Here is an 18,033-nt window from a genome sequence, read left to right as displayed (position 1 = left end):
CTCGAATGCTGTTGCATAAGTTGCAATAGTCACTTCCTCAAATTATATCTCACGCTTTAACTTTCCCCATCAACACATCACTCATATCATCCAGCCATTGAATACACCTTTCTTTCAACATCGGGTACGGATGGCGGTAATATGGGAAGACCTTATCCGGCAGCCACTCTATATCATAAAAACTCGAAAGGTATCCATGGGCTTTTACGGCATCTTCTTTAATGAACTCATTCTTCCCCCACGCCGCAATCACTCTCGTCCGATTTGCCACTAAATGATGTATCGTTGTCCTGCGGTCTTCGGAAAAAATACTATGCTCGCCTCGGCCCGCTCTTCTAAACGTTTCCCTTTGCTTCCTCTAATCAGTTAAATTCCCCGCACGCAAATCTGACAAATTGATGATATACAACCGATTCCATTTCATGCGCTCCATGAGCCGCATCAATTGATATTGCGTCGGATCCTGCTTTGCCATTACGATAGGAATCTCGAAAAGCTCATCCTGATAGGGAGGATAAACATACAAATCATCTGTAGGCTTGCATGACCTCGGATTCACCATGACAAACAAGACATCCGCTTCCTCGCATGCCTCACCTTTTCGCGCAATCTTCGCCAATCCCCGACATACATAATCGACTCTCCCAACATCCAATCGATAAAAGATCCCTTCCATTGTAAACCTCTTATTCAAATCCCCCGCCCGAATAAACGGCATTTCCCCCTCATCCCTTCATAGAAATTCCCCCGTTATATATCTATTGACATGTTTAGGGAATATCCTCTTATTTTCCATTTGTTCATTACAGAAATTTCAGTTTTCCACTAGATCAACAAAGGGCTGTCCAGAAAGTCAGTTTTCACCGCTCCCCTGGACAGCCCTTCTTTTCAATTATTTCCCTTTATATTCCGGCTTCCTCTTCTCAAGAAACGCCGTGATCGCTTCCGTAAAATCTGCAGTCCCCACATACTTTTCCGTATAACTTGCTTCAAGTGTGGACTTCTCTAGTAACTGGGCGTCCAGATTCCTATGGAGCGCTTCTTTGAAATACCTTGAGGCAATCGGGCCCACCTGGAGAAGTTCATCAACTACTTCAAGAGCGGCATTCATTAGCTCCTCTCTAGGAACGACTTTGTGAATCCCTCCATATTGTTGAATTTCCTGTGCTGTAATAGGATTTCCAGTCAACGCCATATAGTTCAGTACTTTTCTTGGTACAAGAAGATCGGCAAACTCCCCTGCCCCTATAATTCCGACTTTAATTTCAGGAATTCCAAATACGGCATCATCAGAAGCAACGAGGATATCGCAACAAGCGGCTAATGCCATGCCTGAACCAAGGGCTGCACCATGGATAACTCCGACAACAGGAACATGGCAATTATATACGGAATCAATGCTGATCTTTACCGTATCGATATATTCCGAGAATCTGTCTTGTAATGTTTTGAACTCATTCACATCGCCACCGGGGCTGAACATTCTTCCTTCCGCCCTTAAAATAACGACCCTCACATCATCCATTACATTGATTGCAGTAAACGTATCTCTGATTTCCTCGTACATATCAAAAGTGATTGCATTGATAGGTTCCCTGTGTAAGGTTACAACTCCTATATGGTTTTCGACTTCTAAACTAACAAATTTCATCCTGCATACACCCGCTTTTCTCAATAGTTCTTTTCAAAAAGAGGAGTCTTCTCCATAGACTTTTCGAGTGTTCCTGGTGCACACCAGATGATTTCCGGTGAGGCCCGTGCTCGATTTTCACCTTTAACTGCGGTTCGACGCGAAGACCCGGTAAAACAGCAGACGTTGCGTAAATTCCGTGCGCATGATTAAACAATACCCGATTTCCTGGACTTATACGCGCGTATCCCATCATTTAGGCAATAGTTTAGACAATTCACTGTCGATTTAGGTCGAAATGCGCAGTCGGAACATGCCGATATTTCATTTACGATTATTATAGGTAATTAAGTATACAAGCTATATAATAGAAGTCACATAATTCACACAATGCACTTCTTTTTACACACTGTCACGTTCAGGAAAGGGGTATCGTATGTCGAAGTTGTGGGGGAAATGGATGTGCAAGCTATCCGGATACCACCGGATGGACTACTATTCCAACAAATGCATCCGTTGCGGGCATGTTAGAATGAAAAAATAGAAATGGGAATAGTGGATTGGGAGAGAGCATGCCTGAGGGTGTGCTTTTATTTTGTCCATAACGGAACAACGAGCCACCCGTATATACGTTAAACTTCAAAACAATCTAAAAGTCGATTACTTGACCAAGTCACCGGGTGATTAGGAGGTAATAGTTATATTGTTTTTCCTTTGGCTGGCCAAAGAAAACCGAACAACCTAAAGCCTAGAAATAAACTATTGTAAAAAGACAAACAGTCATGGAGATTTGTCATCCATGACTGTTTGGTTGATTATTTAATCTTCTTTAATTAGATCTATCCCTTGTATCTCTTCATTACAACTAGGACAGATGAATATAGTCTCTAGCTCTTCATGGTCCACTTTACTAGCAGATGAGGACATAAATTCGTCAGTTTCTTGGATACCCATCATTAACTTGGTAGTAATATCCCAACGATCAGATGTATTAGACTTATAACATTTAGGACAGTTATAGTATTCTATTCTTACTCCATTTCTACTAATAATCATCGGCTCTAAGTCTGGCTCAAGCTTCACCATTCTAAATGTATCTACAGGTAAAGAATCAGGGCCTTCTGAACCTGATCCCGGCTCTACGGAAAACTCACCTATCGCGTTGTAGTATGCTGATAATAATCGAAGTCCAAAATCAACGTATCTGTATTCACCGCACTCAACTGTTTCTATACTGCCATTATCTGCAGAGGTACCTATCTTAGCAACATACATACCCTCTTCAGTGTTGTAGACATTGATGAAGTAGTTCTCAAATGGTTCTAAATTCTCTTCCCATATCCAATCCTCTTCTATGGCAGTGCCGTGGTTCACCCACTTACCGCTGTACTGAGGCGTGTAGGTGTCTTTGCTATACTTGTTGCTTGCCCACTCTCCTAAAGTCATTATGAAGTTTTTGATGTTAAATATATTGACACCTCCTCAGTTTCACACGAATGCTTTTTGTTCACTCCCAAACCCTCGAATTAAATCCATATACATTTTTCTGCAAGAGGCTTCGTTCGTTTTGATGGAACTATAATACGGATGGGGAAGTCTATCAGCTACTTGGAATTTTAACTCCCCATCCTTCACCATTTTCTTCAATGTCTTTTCTACTTCTTTGCTTACTGGCACGATCATCGCAGGCTGTAAAATATCCATCTCCTCAATAAAAGAGGCTGTGAAGACCTTTTGCAATGGCAATGGCAGTTTATAATAGTTTAAGTTTTTGTCTTTCTTCGTAAAACCGTACCATGAAATATTCGTCATATAAACGTGGTCAAAGAACTCTTGCTCGCCGATTTCTTCAATGATTGACATAATAAATTGCGCGCTATTTTCCATATCATTCTGATTAACATCCGTTAACAAGTCAGAAGCACTTTTAAAATCAATGAAAGGAATCCCAGTTTTCCCTGCTCCTCTCCTGCCAGGATTAATTCCGCATAAAACAATGCGCTTGCTATCATTCTTGTACTTCTCCTTATAAAAACGATGAACCAAGTCCACCTGCTCAATGAATCCATCCAAGATCTCAATACCCTCAGCTGAAAGAGAATTTATCACAGCTTTCTCCCTCTTCAAACGATAATAAAAATCTTCATGTAATTGCAAAATCCTCTCCAAAGCAGCTCTCCCCCAATTAATTGTTTTTTCCGAATATTCTTTATATATATACTTTATTATAGTTAAAGTTCTTTTACAACTAGACATCTGGTTCTCTATACAACGATTCTGACTGCCGAGGGAAGATCAGGAGAAACGGTACGACCTGTCCAAACTTGTTAAACTTCGCATCATTCAAAAAGTCCACTATTTCATACCTATTATCAGTGGGTTTTGGAGAATTTTCACATCATACTTCCTTTCAATTACCAGGGAAATAGTTATGAGCATTTAGATAAACAATAGTAAAAAAAAAGACTGCCATGAGGAATCTTTTCCCATGACAGTCTGGTCTGATTATATTCCTTAGTATTGCTTCCAATCTCTTTTTAACAAAGAAAAGGAATAATGGTCATAATATTTACCTCTAAATAAATGCTTATCTCTATATACTCCTTCATTTACAAATCCAAGCTTTTCTAATAACTTGGCAGAGTTGACATTATCTAACGCAACATAAGCGTTAATTCTATTTAATTTCATATGATTAAATCCACTTTCTATTACACGAATCAAGGCCTCTCTCATATATCCTTGTCCCCAATGTTCGTGCCATAAATCATAGCCTATTTCTGCAATATTGTTCATTCTGTCCCATTTATGGTATCCACAAGTTCCAATTTGTTCTTGGTTAGCATCTTTTTTGACTAACACCCAACGATTGTAGCCCTTTTCTTCCGGATTTTTATACCATTCAACAAACTCTATTGCATCATTTCTACTTGTAAATAATTCTTCGTCTAATAAAAATTCACATACTCTTTCATCACTAAAAAGCCTATAAATAAAATCAATGTCCTCATTATTTACATTTCGTAATATCAATCTATCTGTTTCTAGATTCGGAAATTTTTTATGTTCAATCACTTTGACAACCCCTAACCGTTATAAGGTTTTTACTCATTTCCCGACCCATTTTATCTCATACATTTCAAACGATCTACCAGCTACATGTTCAAGTAGCGGCAACAACCGCCCGGCTTGCATGAGTTCTATCCATTTCTTTTTCATGTAGTCTATGTAGTAAGTCTTTGTCATATCCTTCGCGTATGCATAAGGAAATATTGACTTTTCTAGCTCATACATTTTCCTTAGATCAGCAGCGTCCAAATGGTAGTTTGAGTTTTGGTTTGGATTCATCTTCACTTTATGAGGCAGCGGTTCTGCCTCGATCAATCGCTTTCCATTGGTAAATGAAAAGATGCTCTCTGAAATCGATGTAATCCCATCGACGTAAATCACCTGTTTTTCAACCATCAGCTCGACCTCTATTCTTAATTATTATAAACATCATCATCAACGACTTGGATCCTCATATGACGTTTATATTCCAAGTAATACTTCAAAGTCCGCTCGTATTCACTCGTCTTATTAACGTATTCCTCATTTATCTTTTTTACGATACTTTCATCAATTTCATCTTCGTAGTTGTAGATTCGTTTCCGGACCAAATTACTGAATCTATTCGCATATTGTTGTGCTGATATCTCCTTCATTCCTCGATAACCGTTAACGTACAAATGCCGATTGGCTAAATAACATTCAAAATCCATAAATGCTCCCCCCTTTTGCGTCCTCACGCAATCCCAAAAAACTCCTCAAGCTTTTCAATCGTAAATTGATTTCGCAGTTTATACGCTGTGTTTTGATTGGCCCGAAGCCCTTTTGTCCAATAGGCTTGTTCTACTGGAAGTGCCTTGATCCAATCCACAGCGACGACATATTCGCACAGATCCGGATCATGCAAGTCATGTTGAAAATTATTATTTTCGAGCTGGAGATCAAGTAATCTACGTTCTTGACCGTCAACAGTGACAATGGCATCTTTCAATGGTACGGCTTTATGAGTAACGGTGCCAACCGCAACATATCCCTTCCCCCCTGGGATCATGCAGAAAACACGAGCGCCAACGAACAGATGACGTAGCTTTTTACTGAACCAGCTACCATTCCCTGCGGACACATACCCATACTTCATGGCATCATTCCAGCTACGATTCGGCCCATCCTCAAAGTTAACGACAAAGTCACGTTGATTCCACGATTCTTTTTTCTTTCCAGTTGGTATCGGTTCCTTCCCTTCCGCTACAGCAGGATCAATCAACCACGTTCTCGTCAAAAATTCATTCGTGCCTTCCTTGAAATACCGGAAATAGACGGCATTGATCGGTACGTTGAAGTTTGTTGATAAGTAATTAACGATTCTTTCCGTTCCTTGATCTAACTCTGCACACACGATCACCATGTGATGGGAATTATTCAACTCGTCTGGAAGCTCCGCGTGAAACTTATTCTCATAAGCTTCTTCCAGTGAAATCTTGTTTTTCTCTTCATAGAGCTCGACAATACTATCGTAGGATAATAGCTGAACCCAACTGGCGTAATCAATGACTTGTGCGGCAACCTCCCGTGGTGTTTGATGCTTTTTCAGTTCATAAATGACAAGATCGCCTTCCACCGTCAAACCTAAAATATCGATGAATTTACCATGATCCGTAGGAACCTGCCTTCCAATGACAAGAACGTCTTCGGAAATGATAGAAATATCCTTTTCTAATATAGCTTCTAATTTTGTCTCGGATTCCAATGGTGAAAACTGTATTCGATCAACCTTTGTATCATTCACTTTCCAAATCCCGACTTCTATCGGCATGTAAAAACCTCCAATTCAGCTTAAAACAATTGCACTTTTCCGATTTATTTCCATGAATTAATTCTATCATTTCCCCAAAGTGATTAGTAGTCAATTTTACATAGCACTTACGAGCGCGGATTGATTTAAACGATCTCATCCATCATAAAAACCCGAATCGTTAAAAACGATTCAGGTTCCTCCTTAACTATTTTTTTCACTAACCAAGTTCACATCTTCTACTAGCAGCAACTTTATCATTTCTTCATCGCGCTGTTCTCTTGGAATTTGTGCCATTCGGTAGTCGAGATTTTTGATGGCTTCCTCTACGACATTTCTTGCGAAGCCGGCATTTCCAAAGGTGCGATCCCGTCGGTCATACTTATATTGATAAAACGCAGATAAATGATCGTATGCAGCAGCATCTAATTGATAGCCTCTCTCCCGAAGCAGCAATTCACTAATTTGCATTAACTCAGACGGCGTGTAATCTTCAAATTCGATGCGGCGGGCAAAACGGCGGCGTAAGCCATCGTTGCTGTCTAGGAACTGTTCCATATTCTCTTTGTAGCCTGCCCCGATGACAATGAATTTCCCGCGGTCATCTTCCATCCGTTTCAGCAATACTTCAATCACTTTATGCCCCGGGTCGTCTGCCCCGTACTGGGTGAGCTGATACGCTTCGTCAATGAACAACGTTCCACCCATTGCTTGATCGATGTAGCGAGTGATGAGTTGCTCACTCATACCGGGATACCCACTTACTAATGAATCTCGATTGACCTCAATTAAATCCCCACGCTCTAAAATGCCGAGTGCTTGATAGATTTTGGCGAGTATCCGAGCGAGGACCGTTTTTCCAGTTCCGGGACTTCCAACGAGCACCATGTGGGTTGATAAATCGGTTAGTTCCCTTCCCTCTTCCTTGTAAAAGCGGACGAGCGTGACGAGTTTTTCAACTTCTGCTTTCACGTGCTCCATGCCGATCATGCGCTGCAATTGCTGAAGTGCTTGCGCTAATAATTCTTCATTAATTGGAATATCGAACGCCTTTGCTTCCTCTTTCGGCAATGCAGCTTGTACATCTTCAGCCGTCAACGTTAGAAGAAATTCCTTTGTCCATTGTTCTTGAGGGGTGCGCATGCATCTCTGCGCCTGTGCCTGCAGCATTTCGTCGATATAATTCCGTACCGTTCGTGCATTGGAGAAGAATCGGTCTCTTTTCCGCCATAGCGCTGTGAAATGTTTCGTTAGCAATTCTTCTGCATCGATGGAAAGTGTGCGCTGTTTCTCCTTCACCATTTTTCGGGCGATGTCGAGCATTTCATCCGGTGTATAGTCTTGGAGATGGAAGTGCTGCGTGAAACGACTTTGCAATCCCGGATTCGCTTCGAGGAATTGTTGCATTTCTTTATCATAACCCGCGACGACAACGATGAATTCGCCTTTGCGGTTTTCCATCTGCTCTAACAGCACTTCAATCACTTCCGGGCCAAAATCTCTATCTGTCCCTTTGTTTGTCAGTGAGTATGCTTCATCTATGAAAAGCACGCCACCGATCGCCTCGTCGATTTTGGCTTGTGTTTTAGGCGCTGTCTGTCCTATAAATTCCCCAACCAACTTTTCACGGTTCACTTCGACAACATGACCTTCCGCCAGCAATCCCATCGCTTTATACAGTTTGCCTAACAACTTCGCTACAGTCGTCTTTCCTGTACCGGGATTTCCATACAAAACGGTATGTGCAGCAGCGACTTCAATTGTATTGGATTCGATTCCAAAGCCCGCGAGCTCTTTGTTAAAACGGATAAAGTCAATCGTTTTCTGGATGTCTTCTTTGATATTCTCCATTCCAATTAACGTATGTAACTCAGCTAACACGCTTTCCAAGTCTTCAGAAGGTTGAGAAGAAGAAGCCTCTCCTGTTGAGGCTGGCTCTGCAATATCCTGTTCTTTCGTCTTCCGTTTCATCGATTCAATGACTTTTAGATTACTATCATCTGTTATGTAAATATCCTGTTCGCTGTTCCCGTAAAACTCGCAGTTATCAATTGTTCCTCTGCCCTCATCTTTTACCAGTATCCCGTAACTATCACTGTTGAATATTTTACAATTCGTAAATTCCGGATCACCTTTAGTGACAATTTCAATATTTGCATGCTTATTGGAATGAATTTCACAGTCTTCAAAACTCCCGCGCCCCTCTTGCTTTACCCATACACCGCTTTGTTCACTAGCATGAATTTGACAGTTCTGGACCACCGGATTCGCTTCAGCTGCTAAGACAACATTCGAAAAATTGTTTCCACTAATTTCACAGTTTTCAATAGTTCCCATACCTTTGTCATGTACAAAAATTCCACATTGTTCACTATTATAGATTTTAGAGTCCCGTATTTTCGGGTTCGCCATTGTTTCGATTTCCATATTGTCAAGGTTATTCGAATGAATCATACATTTTTCAATTCGACCGCGACCGTTTTCCTTAATCCATACACCATTTTCTTTACTAGAATAGATTTGGCAATTCTTTATAATTGGATTTGACTCATTGGAGATGACAACATTCGAAAATGTATTCCCGCTAATTTCGCAATCCTTAATAGAACCTAGTCCTTTGTCACTCACAAGTATTCCGTTTTTTTCACTGTTAGAAATCATAGATCCAATAATTTCGGGATTCGCTTCAGTTGAGATGACGATATTGGAATAGGTATTATCGCTAATTTCGCAATTGGTGATAGAACCAAAGCCTTTGTTGTGTATAATTATTCCACTTTGTTCACTGTTGTATATCCTGGATTCTTTAATTGCAGGATTCGCTTCTGATTCGATGTTAATGTTGGGAAATTTATTAGAATGGATATTACATTCTTCAAATCGGCCACGGCCTTTTTCCTTTACCCATATCCCATTTTCTTCACCAGTATGAATTTGACAGTTTACGAAATGCGGATCCGAGTTAGTCACGATACACACATTTGAATAAGCATTTCCGTAAATTTCGCAATCCTGAAAGGTTCCTTTTCCATTTTCGTACGCCCATACTCCATTCGATGGACTCTTATAGATCTTGCACCCTTTTGATAGAGGATCCGCCCCACTAGTGGTTGCAATGTTTGGAAAGGAGTTCGTACGAATTTCACAGCCTTCAATCGTGCCACGGCCATTTTCTTGTACCAATACTCCATTTTGTACATTGTCGTAAATTCGACAGTCCTTTATGCTAGGGTTCGCTTCATTCGTGATGAAAATCCCAATACCATTGTTTTCATAAACTTCGCAGCCTTGAATAACTGGATTCGTGCCCAGGTTCGCAATTCGAATTCCATTACCGATCGATGAAGTAATGGAGCAATCCGTCATTGACAGTGAGCCCATCGTCAAATCTACGGCATAATAATGTTCATCTTCCTTCGCTTGTCCTCCTTGACGAATCGTGATACCTTGAACAGTTGCAAATTCTGTACGCATCATCAACGCTGAATCATTTTCACAATAGAGGACAATGTCTTCAACTGGACCATTGCCGATCAGCTTTATTTCCCTATCGATGACAACCTTTTCATTGTAAATGCCAGGTTCTATAACAATCGTTGTCCCAGGCAGCACATTCTTGATGGCCTCGGTTATTGTCTTATATCTTGAAAAGAACTTCTTAGAAACTGTTACTTCCTTCGTAGTAAACATCAATCACACATCCTATTATTCTGATGTAATTTATTAATAGATTTAACATAACTAAAAGAATTATTATCTCATGGCAAAGAACATTTTACATATACCATTTATTACTAGATAAGATAATTGAAAGTAATATTGACAGTAATATATTAATTATATACAATTTACACATCTTAGACGAGTGGTTTGAACTACGACTTTTACCCTATAAAAAGGTAATAAGGCCTTTTCAAATCATTTGTTCTAGTAAAAAGTTTTTAGTTGAGGAGAGGGACTATGAGTAAAGAAGATGTTGTTGCCAATCTGGACTATACCGCACCCCGGGTATATGAACTAGACCGTCTGAAAGAAGAATATCGAATTTTTGAATTGAAAGATCCATTAAAGTTTGGATTATATGGCTATTATGAACGTACATATCCGTTACCTATTTATTTTAATGCCATCTTAGCGCTGATCATCTTTGCGATTCCACTTTGGTGTGTATTTGTTTTCCAAGGGTTCTTCAGTAAAATTCTCATTTTCGCGATTACAGTCACTATTTTTTATTACATATCCAAGCCATTCAAATTCATCTTCAAAAAGATTGATTTCAGCTCTAGAAAAGCCTTGATTACAATTAATTATGAGAGTGCTTGCAAGGAATTTGATGAACAAAGTACACAGTTAGCTGGGCCGATCATCGATCTTTTGGACGACCTAAGAGAGAATTCGGTAGTTCCAGAAAATTACTGGCATACAGATGCGATGAGAAAAATAACAAGATATTTTGCGAATCATCGCGCTGAAACCCTTAAAGAAGCGATCAATCTCTATGAACAGGAAGCCAGGGAAGACCAACGACATAAAGAGGTTCAATTGGCCTTTAAACAACGGGAAGAAGAGCTAAAGAAGCAGCTGAATCAACAACGAGAATTACTTGAAAAGCAAGAAAGGAAATTGCAACAAGTATCGGATCGTCTGTATGATTGAAGTAATATGTTAACGCTCCAAAAAGAAAAGTCAGCCATTCACATCATGGCTGACTTTGAATATTTTTGACAGATTATCTCTTAATGAACAAATTGCGTCGGTGCCTGTGTTAGGTGCATTTATGACAATTCATTAAAAAGCATATATATACTAAGAGAAGTCGAAAAAACGCTGTATAGTTCGACTTCTCTTCTTTTATTTATACAATTGTAGTGAATAAACTGAATAGTGTGCTGCACAGGCACCTTTTCTTTTGCCTTTTCTTTAACGCATTACTATGCTCGTCACAACATTATTTTCACTTGAGAAATGAAATTCAATTACATTGTCACTATACTCATAACCAATGTATGTACTGCCCTCTAGATTTTCCCCATCGTAGTCTTCATAGTCTGGATCACCTAATCGATTGATAATATCATCAATCGATGCGTCTCCTTTAATCGTATTGAGTGCAACACTTGCAACTTGAAAATCCGGTGTTAATCCCAAAAACACTTCAGGGTATTGTAAATAGGATAGTTGATCACTTTCATATTCAGCTTCATAATTCACTTCAGGCTCTCCTAAAATATGAATAATCATATCTCTCGATTTGCCGAGTAACGAAAAGTAAAATGACGGATCGTAATCACCGCTGCTCGATTCTAATAGTGATCCTAGTCGAATTGTTTTTAAGTTTTCATAGTATTGACCTGTGTATTTCCAAATACCAGTCGCAGAATCCTTTCGAAACTCATCAACTACCTCAACGATAAATTCATTCTCATTTTGGTCAATATACGTTTTTCTTACTAGAATAACCTTTCCCTCTTTCTCTTTGACCTCCTTTGTGAGATCCTCCAAAATTTCATAACCGACTAATTTCTCCGGTTCATTTTCTTTATAACTGATGTATTCTTCTTTTGTCGGCAGGAAAGGAACACGTAGAAAATCATAGACCATATCATATTGTCCATTTATCATACTTTCGTAAAACGTAGTGATATCCTTGCTGATCGCTATGTCTCCATCTGCAAGAACATCTCGGCTAATTTGCGAATTTCCCGATACTTCATTATCCAACCACTTATGTATGATCGACTCAATAATTTCCGACTCAATCTCACTCGCATAACTGACTTCCGTCTGTCCGTAGGGATTTATAAAGACGGTAGTGGGTAGTGTCAAGACATCATATTTTTCCGCCAACTGTTTACCGTCTACAAAATAATCTAAAGTTACATTATGCTCGTTTATAAAATCTCTAGCTTTTTCATCGCCGTTCGATAGATCAATAAAATACACTTGTATCCCATTCTTTTTATAGTCAGCATTCTGTTCATTCAAATATTCCAAGGTACTTGATGAACTAACCCACGTCCCAGAAAAATATAAAATTGTTCCCCTTTCTCCTAACAAATCTTCTAAAACATGTTTTTCCCCGTTTACGTTTGTCAGTTGCATTTCCATTGGCGTATCCTTGGCACACCCTGAAATTATCACTAACAAGATTAGGAATAGCACTTTTCTCACAGTCAACTCTCCAACCTATGTAATAGTATTCAATGTTAATAGTACTACTGATGAGTTGTAAAGTTCAAATTGTGAGAAAGATGGATGAATGTGGATGGGAGTATTGAGGAAGAAGAAATGAAGTAGTTTCGTTGTGTTGCGTTGAGGCTTCGTTGTGTTGCAGTTTGTATTCGTTTTGTTGCGTTTACTTAATATTGTGTTGCGGACGGTTTTCATTGCGTTGCACGCTTTTCATTGTGTTGCGACCGTAGTATGTTGTATTGCAGAATGATTTCTTTTTGTTGCAAATACACTTCATTTTGATACGACCAGCTTACAAGCTACTTATCACGTGAATATAAAACATAGGAAGCCAATGGTATGTAGTCGACCATTGACTTCCTATTCTTATTTAAAGAAATCGTTGTTGTACATGCAGTTTACATTATGCTGCGAACGACTTACGTTGCCTTGCATGCAATTTCCATTGCGTTGCGAATGACTTTTGTTGCGTTGCACGCTGTTTTCATTGCGTTGCGAATCATCTATGTTGCGTTGCACACCGCTTTCATTGCGTTGCAACCACTCACTTCAAATCACTTCCCCCTCCATCACCCCCCTCATCTTCCTCAACAACCGCTCCCTTCGTTTCTTCACACCCGCCACAGAAATCCCAATTCGCCTAGCACACTCAGCCAGCGTACACCTCTCAACGAAAAGCCATTTCAACAATTTTCTTTCTTCATCAGTCAGTTGCTCGAGTGCCTGATGGAGCCGGTCATTTCCACATTCCTCTCCATCATCTTCCGCATCGATCCATAACGTCAACATATCATCTTCCGCCGGCATAAAGTGCTGCTCGAACCGGCCCTCTCTTCTCAATTCGTCCAACATGGCGCCGCGGATGGTGCGGTAGGCGTATGGCGTGAAATCCCCTTTCTCCTCGTCAAATCGTTCCCATGCTCGCCAAAGGGCTACACGTCCTGTTTGCCTGTATTGTTCGTGTTCTCGGTAAATATTGAGCTGGCGGATGCAGGCGGAGATCATTGGTTCATATTGCGCTAACACGTCTTCAAAATTCAACACGAAGTTGACCTTTCCGATCGTGCACGATTCAGTTTATTCCCGGGTACTTCCCATCTTAGGTGGAATAAATGTAGATGACCAATGAGCATTTATAACGTTTGACGCTCTAAACTTATGATTTGAATGGGTCATAATATTGGTTAGTTGAACCAATATTGAAATAAATCACTATTTTTGTTACATTCGCACTAATTGTATGGTACTCTAGGTATATATCATAATAAGGGAGGATTAAGTATGAGAGATGATAGTTTATTGCTAGACTTTCGGGCATTGGCACTACGACCTGTCTTTTCCGGTACGTACTTGTCCGAGATTATTACGACGCATGGCGTTTACTATTCCAGAACAAGTCCGGTCGAATTACTAAAACAGGCGTGCTTACGTCACCATTCTTCCAAGGAAGGGCGTAAAGATGCGGCGAAGAAACTGCTGAACTACCATAAAAAGCCGCCATTCCTCATTTCAGACGATGTAGGTGTATTCCCAACAGTGTCGTCCGATAATCCGGAATGCATCTACATCTTCAGCCATTTTTTCAAAGCGGAAAAGGTCGGAAAAGCAAAAACTAAAATTACGTTCAGCAACAAAACAGTCATCACTGTCCCGGTATCCCACTACACCGTCATGCAACAGAAGGCGAAATTACATATGCTGCTCAGCCACTCACACCAATCGAAACGCAACTACATATCCGGACAGCCGTACTTCGGAATGGAACCAGATCTTCCAATCCAACATTTTAATTAAATAAGAACAACCACCTTTTCTCACGGTTTTCGTGGGAAGGGTGGTTGTTCTTTTTCAATGACACACTTACCACTTACCTAGAATCCAAGTTATATAGTTGGTAATTTATCTATTAATTCAGCATAGTTATATTATTGTAGCCTATTTACTACAATTATTAACAAATATGAAGGGAGGCTCTGGTGAGAAGGTTAGCGGTTCACAACTACTTTTAAGGGGTGGGGTAATGAAGAAACGTTTGAAGTGGTTAGTCGCAGTTCCGTTAAGTTTGATGCTCGTGTTCAGTATGTTGCCTGTGGGGATGGCAAAGGAATTGGATATGGATTATGACAATGTCCGTCAAGTGGCGACCGGCATGGACGGTATGGTGACGACAGCCCATCCGCTTGCGAGTCAAATCGGAGCGGAAGTTCTTAAAAATGGAGGGAATGCGATTGACGCAGCGGTTGCGATCCAATTTGCATTGAACGTTACCGAACCGATGATGTCGGGCATCGGAGGCGGCGGATTCCTTATGTATTATAATGCTGAAGCAGATGAAACACTTATCGTTAACAGCCGGGAGCGAGCGCCTGCTGGAGCTACACCGGATATGTTCCTTTACGATCATGGAGATCCGATTCCTTTCGCCGAAAGATCGCTTAGCGGGAAAGCTGTCGGCGTTCCGGGAACATTGAAAGGTCTTGAAGTCGCACTTGAACGATGGGGAACGATGTCTATGGATGAATTGATCGACCCCGCCATTCAACTGGCACGTGGCGGTTTCCCGATTGACTCCGTACTCGCAAAAGCTATTGAGGATAATAAAGCAATGCTCTACCGTACAGCCGCAAAAGATGTGTTCATTCCGCACGGACAACCATTGCGTGAGGGGGACATACTTGTACAGAGCGATTTGGCAAAGACGTTTGAGTTAATTAAAACTGAAGGAACGGATGCATTCTATAAAGGGGAAATTGCAGAGGCCATTGCAGAAGTCGTTCAGAGATACGGGGGTTCCATGACAACAGACGACTTGGCAGCTTACGACGTAACGTTGGACGAGCCAATCTGGGGCGAATACAAAGGCTACCAGATTGCAAGCATGCCGCCACCGAGTTCAGGTGGAGTATTCTTGCTCCAAATGCTCGGCATCCTTGACGGCCTGGATCTGGAGCAATATGACGTGAAATCATGGGAGAAGTATCATTTGCTTGCGGAAGCGATGCACCTAGCCTATGCGGACCGTTCCGCTTATGCGGGAGACCCTGAATTCATCGACGTTCCATTGGAAGGGTTATTGCACCCTGACTACATTCAAGAGCGATTAGCCTTGATCAGCCTTGATTCCATGAATGAAAAACCGGAAGCTGGTGACCCATGGGCATATGAGAGTGTAGCTAAGGGAACTGCTGTCGTCGAACAACCTGACGATAAAAATCCGGGCGAGACTACTCACTTCTCTGTCGCAGACCGATGGGGCAATGTCGTTTCCTATACAACGACGATCGAGCAACTATTCGGCACAGGCATCATGGTACCAGGCTATGGCATTATGCTAAACAATGAACTAACTGATTTTGACGCCATGCCAGGCGGGGCAAATCAAGTCGAACCGAATAAACGCCCACTTAGCAGCATGACACCGACAATCGTCTATGAAAACGGCAAGCCGGTGCTAAGTGTCGGATCACCAGGCGGACCGACAATTATCACATCAGTGCTCCAAACGATCATCAATTCAATCACTTATGACATGGAACTGAAAGCGGCAGTCGAGGAACCAAGAATCTATACGAACAACACTTCTTCCTACCGATATGAAGAAGGCATTCCTGAAGAAGTGATGGAACAATTGCGAAAGATGGGCCATAAATTCGGGGAAGATTCTACTGTGATCGGGAATGTCCAAAGTATCTGGATTGACCAGAAAGAAGGCATTTACAAAGGAGTTGCCGACTCAAGCCGTAATGGCGCAGCAATTGGGATTGATTTTTAACCTAATTATACTGAAATGCTTTGTGGAGATTATCTCTGCAGGGCATTTCTTTTGCCTTTTTAGGAGTCATAATCTCTCGAAACTCTAACAAGACGGCTACTTTAATTGCGTTGCACCCCGAATTCGTTGCGATACGAATCAATTTTATTGTGTTGCGACCCGCATTCGTTGCGTTGCAATTCTAGTTCATTGTGATGCGATCCGCATTCGTTGCGTTGCGAATTTAGTTCATTGTGTTGCAAATTCAGTGTACCGAGCAACACGTAATTATTACGAGCGCTATCTTAAAATTTTCGACTGTACTTGATTATTTGAAAAACAACCACCTTTTCTCACGGTTTTCCGTGAATCAGTGGTTGTTCTTTGTTTTCATAAATTTATTTCTACCAAGTGTATCCCTTTTGACCCCTCCCCTCTATATAGAGGGTAAAGGGGGAATCACAATTGACACATTATCTTCAGCAATACGCACGCTTTAACACAATTGCAGAAATGGACGCAGCAGCGGAACAGCATCTTGCACTTCATTGGGACGAGTTGACGAAATCGGATCGTCACGTACTCGACGTCATCCGCCGCTACTCGGTAAAATACGGTGCTGCCCATTTAAAACACGGAACGATCGAAGAGGCCATCGGGAAGTCAAACATCACCGTCCGTCGCGCCATCCGAAAACTCGTCAACTTGCAAATCATCGAGAAAGTCCACTACATCCGCCCTGTCATGAGCGGGCTGGGCGCCAACATCTACATCATTTTGCCGTTCGATGAACAGGGGAAAATGGACGACCTGGATGAAGACAACAAACCGCATGATAACAAGGAAATCGACAAGAAATCCGAAGAGGAAAGCAATACTCAACTTGCCTGGGTACTTTAAAGGGGTTTTAGGTAAGTTGGCCGATGAAACGTATTTCGAGATATGTTCATGCTCTTTGATGCGCCACTGGAAAGTTTCTATTGTCCGGGGAAATGAACAGTAATACCCGAACCACCCCTCCCTATCTGAGGAAATACATAGTCGTATTTCCACGAATGGAGGCAACCACATGTAGAAATGGTTGCCTCCATTTAATACTGATTAATTTCCCGCTTGCTAAACAGCTTGGTCTGGTTGTGATAAATAAAGCTAACGGAAAATGGTTGACTTCATTAATTTTCGACCAATGTACACGTTTGTACTTAACTGATACAAGTACAAATCATTATGATATTGCCATCAGGATCTTTAAAAGAAAACTCTGCCAAATCGGGATGTACAATAATTTCCGTTATTATCTCGGCACCCATTTTTGCGACATGGTTATATGCCGCGTTAATATCGGAAGCACTTAGGTTAAAGAGTGGCTGATTTGATGGAATAAATCTATAATCTTCCTCAAAACAATGGTTATCAAGCGTTATACCAGGACGTCTGTCACCCATATCTAAAGTATATACAGGCCCAGTATTATTCCCCTCTCTTATTTGCAAACCAAGTAAATCACTATACCATTGTATTGAACGTTCTAAATCCGTCACATGAACAAAAATCGTATCAACCCTATTTTCAATTGGTTTAAACAAGTGAACACCCCATCGATTTGATAATATCTAATTC

17 protein-coding genes are annotated in these 18,033 nt (G+C 40.9%); 4 read left to right on the top strand and 13 right to left on the bottom strand.

Annotation, left to right across the window (positions count from 1 at the left end):
• Positions 1 to 49 precede the first annotated feature (49 nt).
• The 10 genes from MHZ92_RS07965 to MHZ92_RS07920 form a co-directional block, all read right to left on the bottom strand.
• Positions 50 to 271 carry a hypothetical protein gene (locus tag MHZ92_RS07965; protein WP_239431136.1) on the bottom strand — a complete coding sequence of 74 codons (222 nt, stop codon included), beginning with the start codon at positions 269 to 271 and terminating at the stop codon, positions 50 to 52.
• An 87-nt stretch (positions 272 to 358) separates the two neighbouring features.
• On the bottom strand, positions 359 to 694 hold the full coding sequence (locus MHZ92_RS07960) for a hypothetical protein (RefSeq protein WP_239431135.1): 336 nt from the start codon (positions 692 to 694) through the stop codon (positions 359 to 361).
• Between the two features lie 198 nt (positions 695 to 892).
• Positions 893 to 1,651 carry an enoyl-CoA hydratase/isomerase family protein gene (locus tag MHZ92_RS07955; protein WP_239431134.1) on the bottom strand — a complete coding sequence of 253 codons (759 nt, stop codon included), beginning with the start codon at positions 1,649 to 1,651 and terminating at the stop codon, positions 893 to 895.
• Between the two features lie 798 nt (positions 1,652 to 2,449).
• Positions 2,450 to 3,076 carry a hypothetical protein gene (locus MHZ92_RS07950; RefSeq protein ID WP_239431133.1) on the bottom strand — a complete coding sequence of 209 codons (627 nt, stop codon included), beginning with the start codon at positions 3,074 to 3,076 and terminating at the stop codon, positions 2,450 to 2,452.
• Positions 3,077 to 3,118: 42 nt separating this feature from the next.
• A complete protein-coding gene (locus MHZ92_RS07945) occupies positions 3,119 to 3,799 on the bottom strand; it encodes a uracil-DNA glycosylase family protein (RefSeq protein ID WP_239431132.1) in 681 nt (226 codons plus the stop codon).
• Between the two features lie 345 nt (positions 3,800 to 4,144).
• A complete protein-coding gene (locus tag MHZ92_RS07940; protein ID WP_239431131.1) occupies positions 4,145 to 4,705 on the bottom strand; it encodes a GNAT family N-acetyltransferase in 561 nt (186 codons plus the stop codon).
• 33 nt (positions 4,706 to 4,738) lie between these two features.
• Entirely contained in the window at positions 4,739 to 5,095 is a 357-nt protein-coding gene (locus MHZ92_RS07935; protein WP_239431130.1) for a hypothetical protein, read from the bottom strand.
• Between the two features lie 17 nt (positions 5,096 to 5,112).
• Positions 5,113 to 5,391, bottom strand: a complete 279-nt coding sequence (locus MHZ92_RS07930; protein WP_239431129.1) for a hypothetical protein — start codon at positions 5,389 to 5,391, stop codon at positions 5,113 to 5,115.
• Between the two features lie 23 nt (positions 5,392 to 5,414).
• Complete coding sequence (locus MHZ92_RS07925) at positions 5,415 to 6,491, bottom strand: DUF91 domain-containing protein (protein ID WP_239431128.1); 1,077 nt, start codon at positions 6,489 to 6,491, stop codon at positions 5,415 to 5,417.
• 183 nt (positions 6,492 to 6,674) lie between these two features.
• Entirely contained in the window at positions 6,675 to 10,160 is a 3,486-nt protein-coding gene (locus MHZ92_RS07920) for a right-handed parallel beta-helix repeat-containing protein (protein ID WP_239431127.1), read from the bottom strand.
• Positions 10,161 to 10,430: 270 nt separating this feature from the next.
• On the opposite strand from MHZ92_RS07920, the gene MHZ92_RS07915 reads away from it, so the two are divergent.
• The gene (locus MHZ92_RS07915) at positions 10,431 to 11,126 is read left to right on the top strand and encodes a hypothetical protein (RefSeq protein ID WP_239431126.1); all 696 of its coding nucleotides are present in this window, start codon (positions 10,431 to 10,433) and stop codon (positions 11,124 to 11,126) included.
• 264 nt (positions 11,127 to 11,390) lie between these two features.
• On the opposite strand, the gene MHZ92_RS07910 is transcribed toward MHZ92_RS07915, so the two are convergent.
• Together MHZ92_RS07910 and MHZ92_RS07905 are read right to left on the bottom strand one after the other, a co-directional pair.
• Positions 11,391 to 12,641, bottom strand: coding sequence for a peroxiredoxin family protein (locus MHZ92_RS07910; protein ID WP_239431125.1), 1,251 nt, complete (start codon positions 12,639 to 12,641; stop codon positions 11,391 to 11,393).
• A 570-nt stretch (positions 12,642 to 13,211) separates the two neighbouring features.
• The gene (locus tag MHZ92_RS07905) at positions 13,212 to 13,706 is read right to left on the bottom strand and encodes a sigma-70 family RNA polymerase sigma factor (protein WP_239431124.1); all 495 of its coding nucleotides are present in this window, start codon (positions 13,704 to 13,706) and stop codon (positions 13,212 to 13,214) included.
• Between the two features lie 237 nt (positions 13,707 to 13,943).
• Here MHZ92_RS07905 and MHZ92_RS07900 point away from each other — a divergent pair, with 237 nt between their 5' ends.
• The 3 genes from MHZ92_RS07900 to MHZ92_RS07890 all read left to right on the top strand — a co-directional run bounded on the left by MHZ92_RS07900 (position 13,944) and on the right by MHZ92_RS07890 (position 17,313).
• Positions 13,944 to 14,456 (top strand): competence protein ComK, encoded by a 513-nt coding sequence (locus MHZ92_RS07900; RefSeq protein ID WP_239431123.1) that lies wholly within the window; start codon positions 13,944 to 13,946, stop codon positions 14,454 to 14,456.
• A gap of 226 nt (positions 14,457 to 14,682) precedes the next feature.
• A complete protein-coding gene (ggt, locus tag MHZ92_RS07895; RefSeq protein ID WP_239431122.1) occupies positions 14,683 to 16,434 on the top strand; it encodes a gamma-glutamyltransferase in 1,752 nt (583 codons plus the stop codon).
• Positions 16,435 to 16,878: 444 nt separating this feature from the next.
• Positions 16,879 to 17,313 (top strand): hypothetical protein, encoded by a 435-nt coding sequence (locus tag MHZ92_RS07890; RefSeq protein ID WP_239431121.1) that lies wholly within the window; start codon positions 16,879 to 16,881, stop codon positions 17,311 to 17,313.
• Between the two features lie 302 nt (positions 17,314 to 17,615).
• Here MHZ92_RS07890 and MHZ92_RS07885 read toward each other — a convergent pair whose 3' ends face one another.
• Positions 17,616 to 17,999 carry a VOC family protein gene (locus tag MHZ92_RS07885; RefSeq protein ID WP_239431120.1) on the bottom strand — a complete coding sequence of 128 codons (384 nt, stop codon included), beginning with the start codon at positions 17,997 to 17,999 and terminating at the stop codon, positions 17,616 to 17,618.
• Between the last annotated feature and the right edge of the window lie 34 nt (positions 18,000 to 18,033).

The sequence above is a fragment of the Sporosarcina sp. ACRSL genome (assembly GCF_022346605.1).
Lineage (GTDB): Bacteria > Bacillota > Bacilli > Bacillales_A > Planococcaceae > Sporosarcina.
This window is presented reverse-complemented; position numbering and strand designations above follow the sequence as displayed.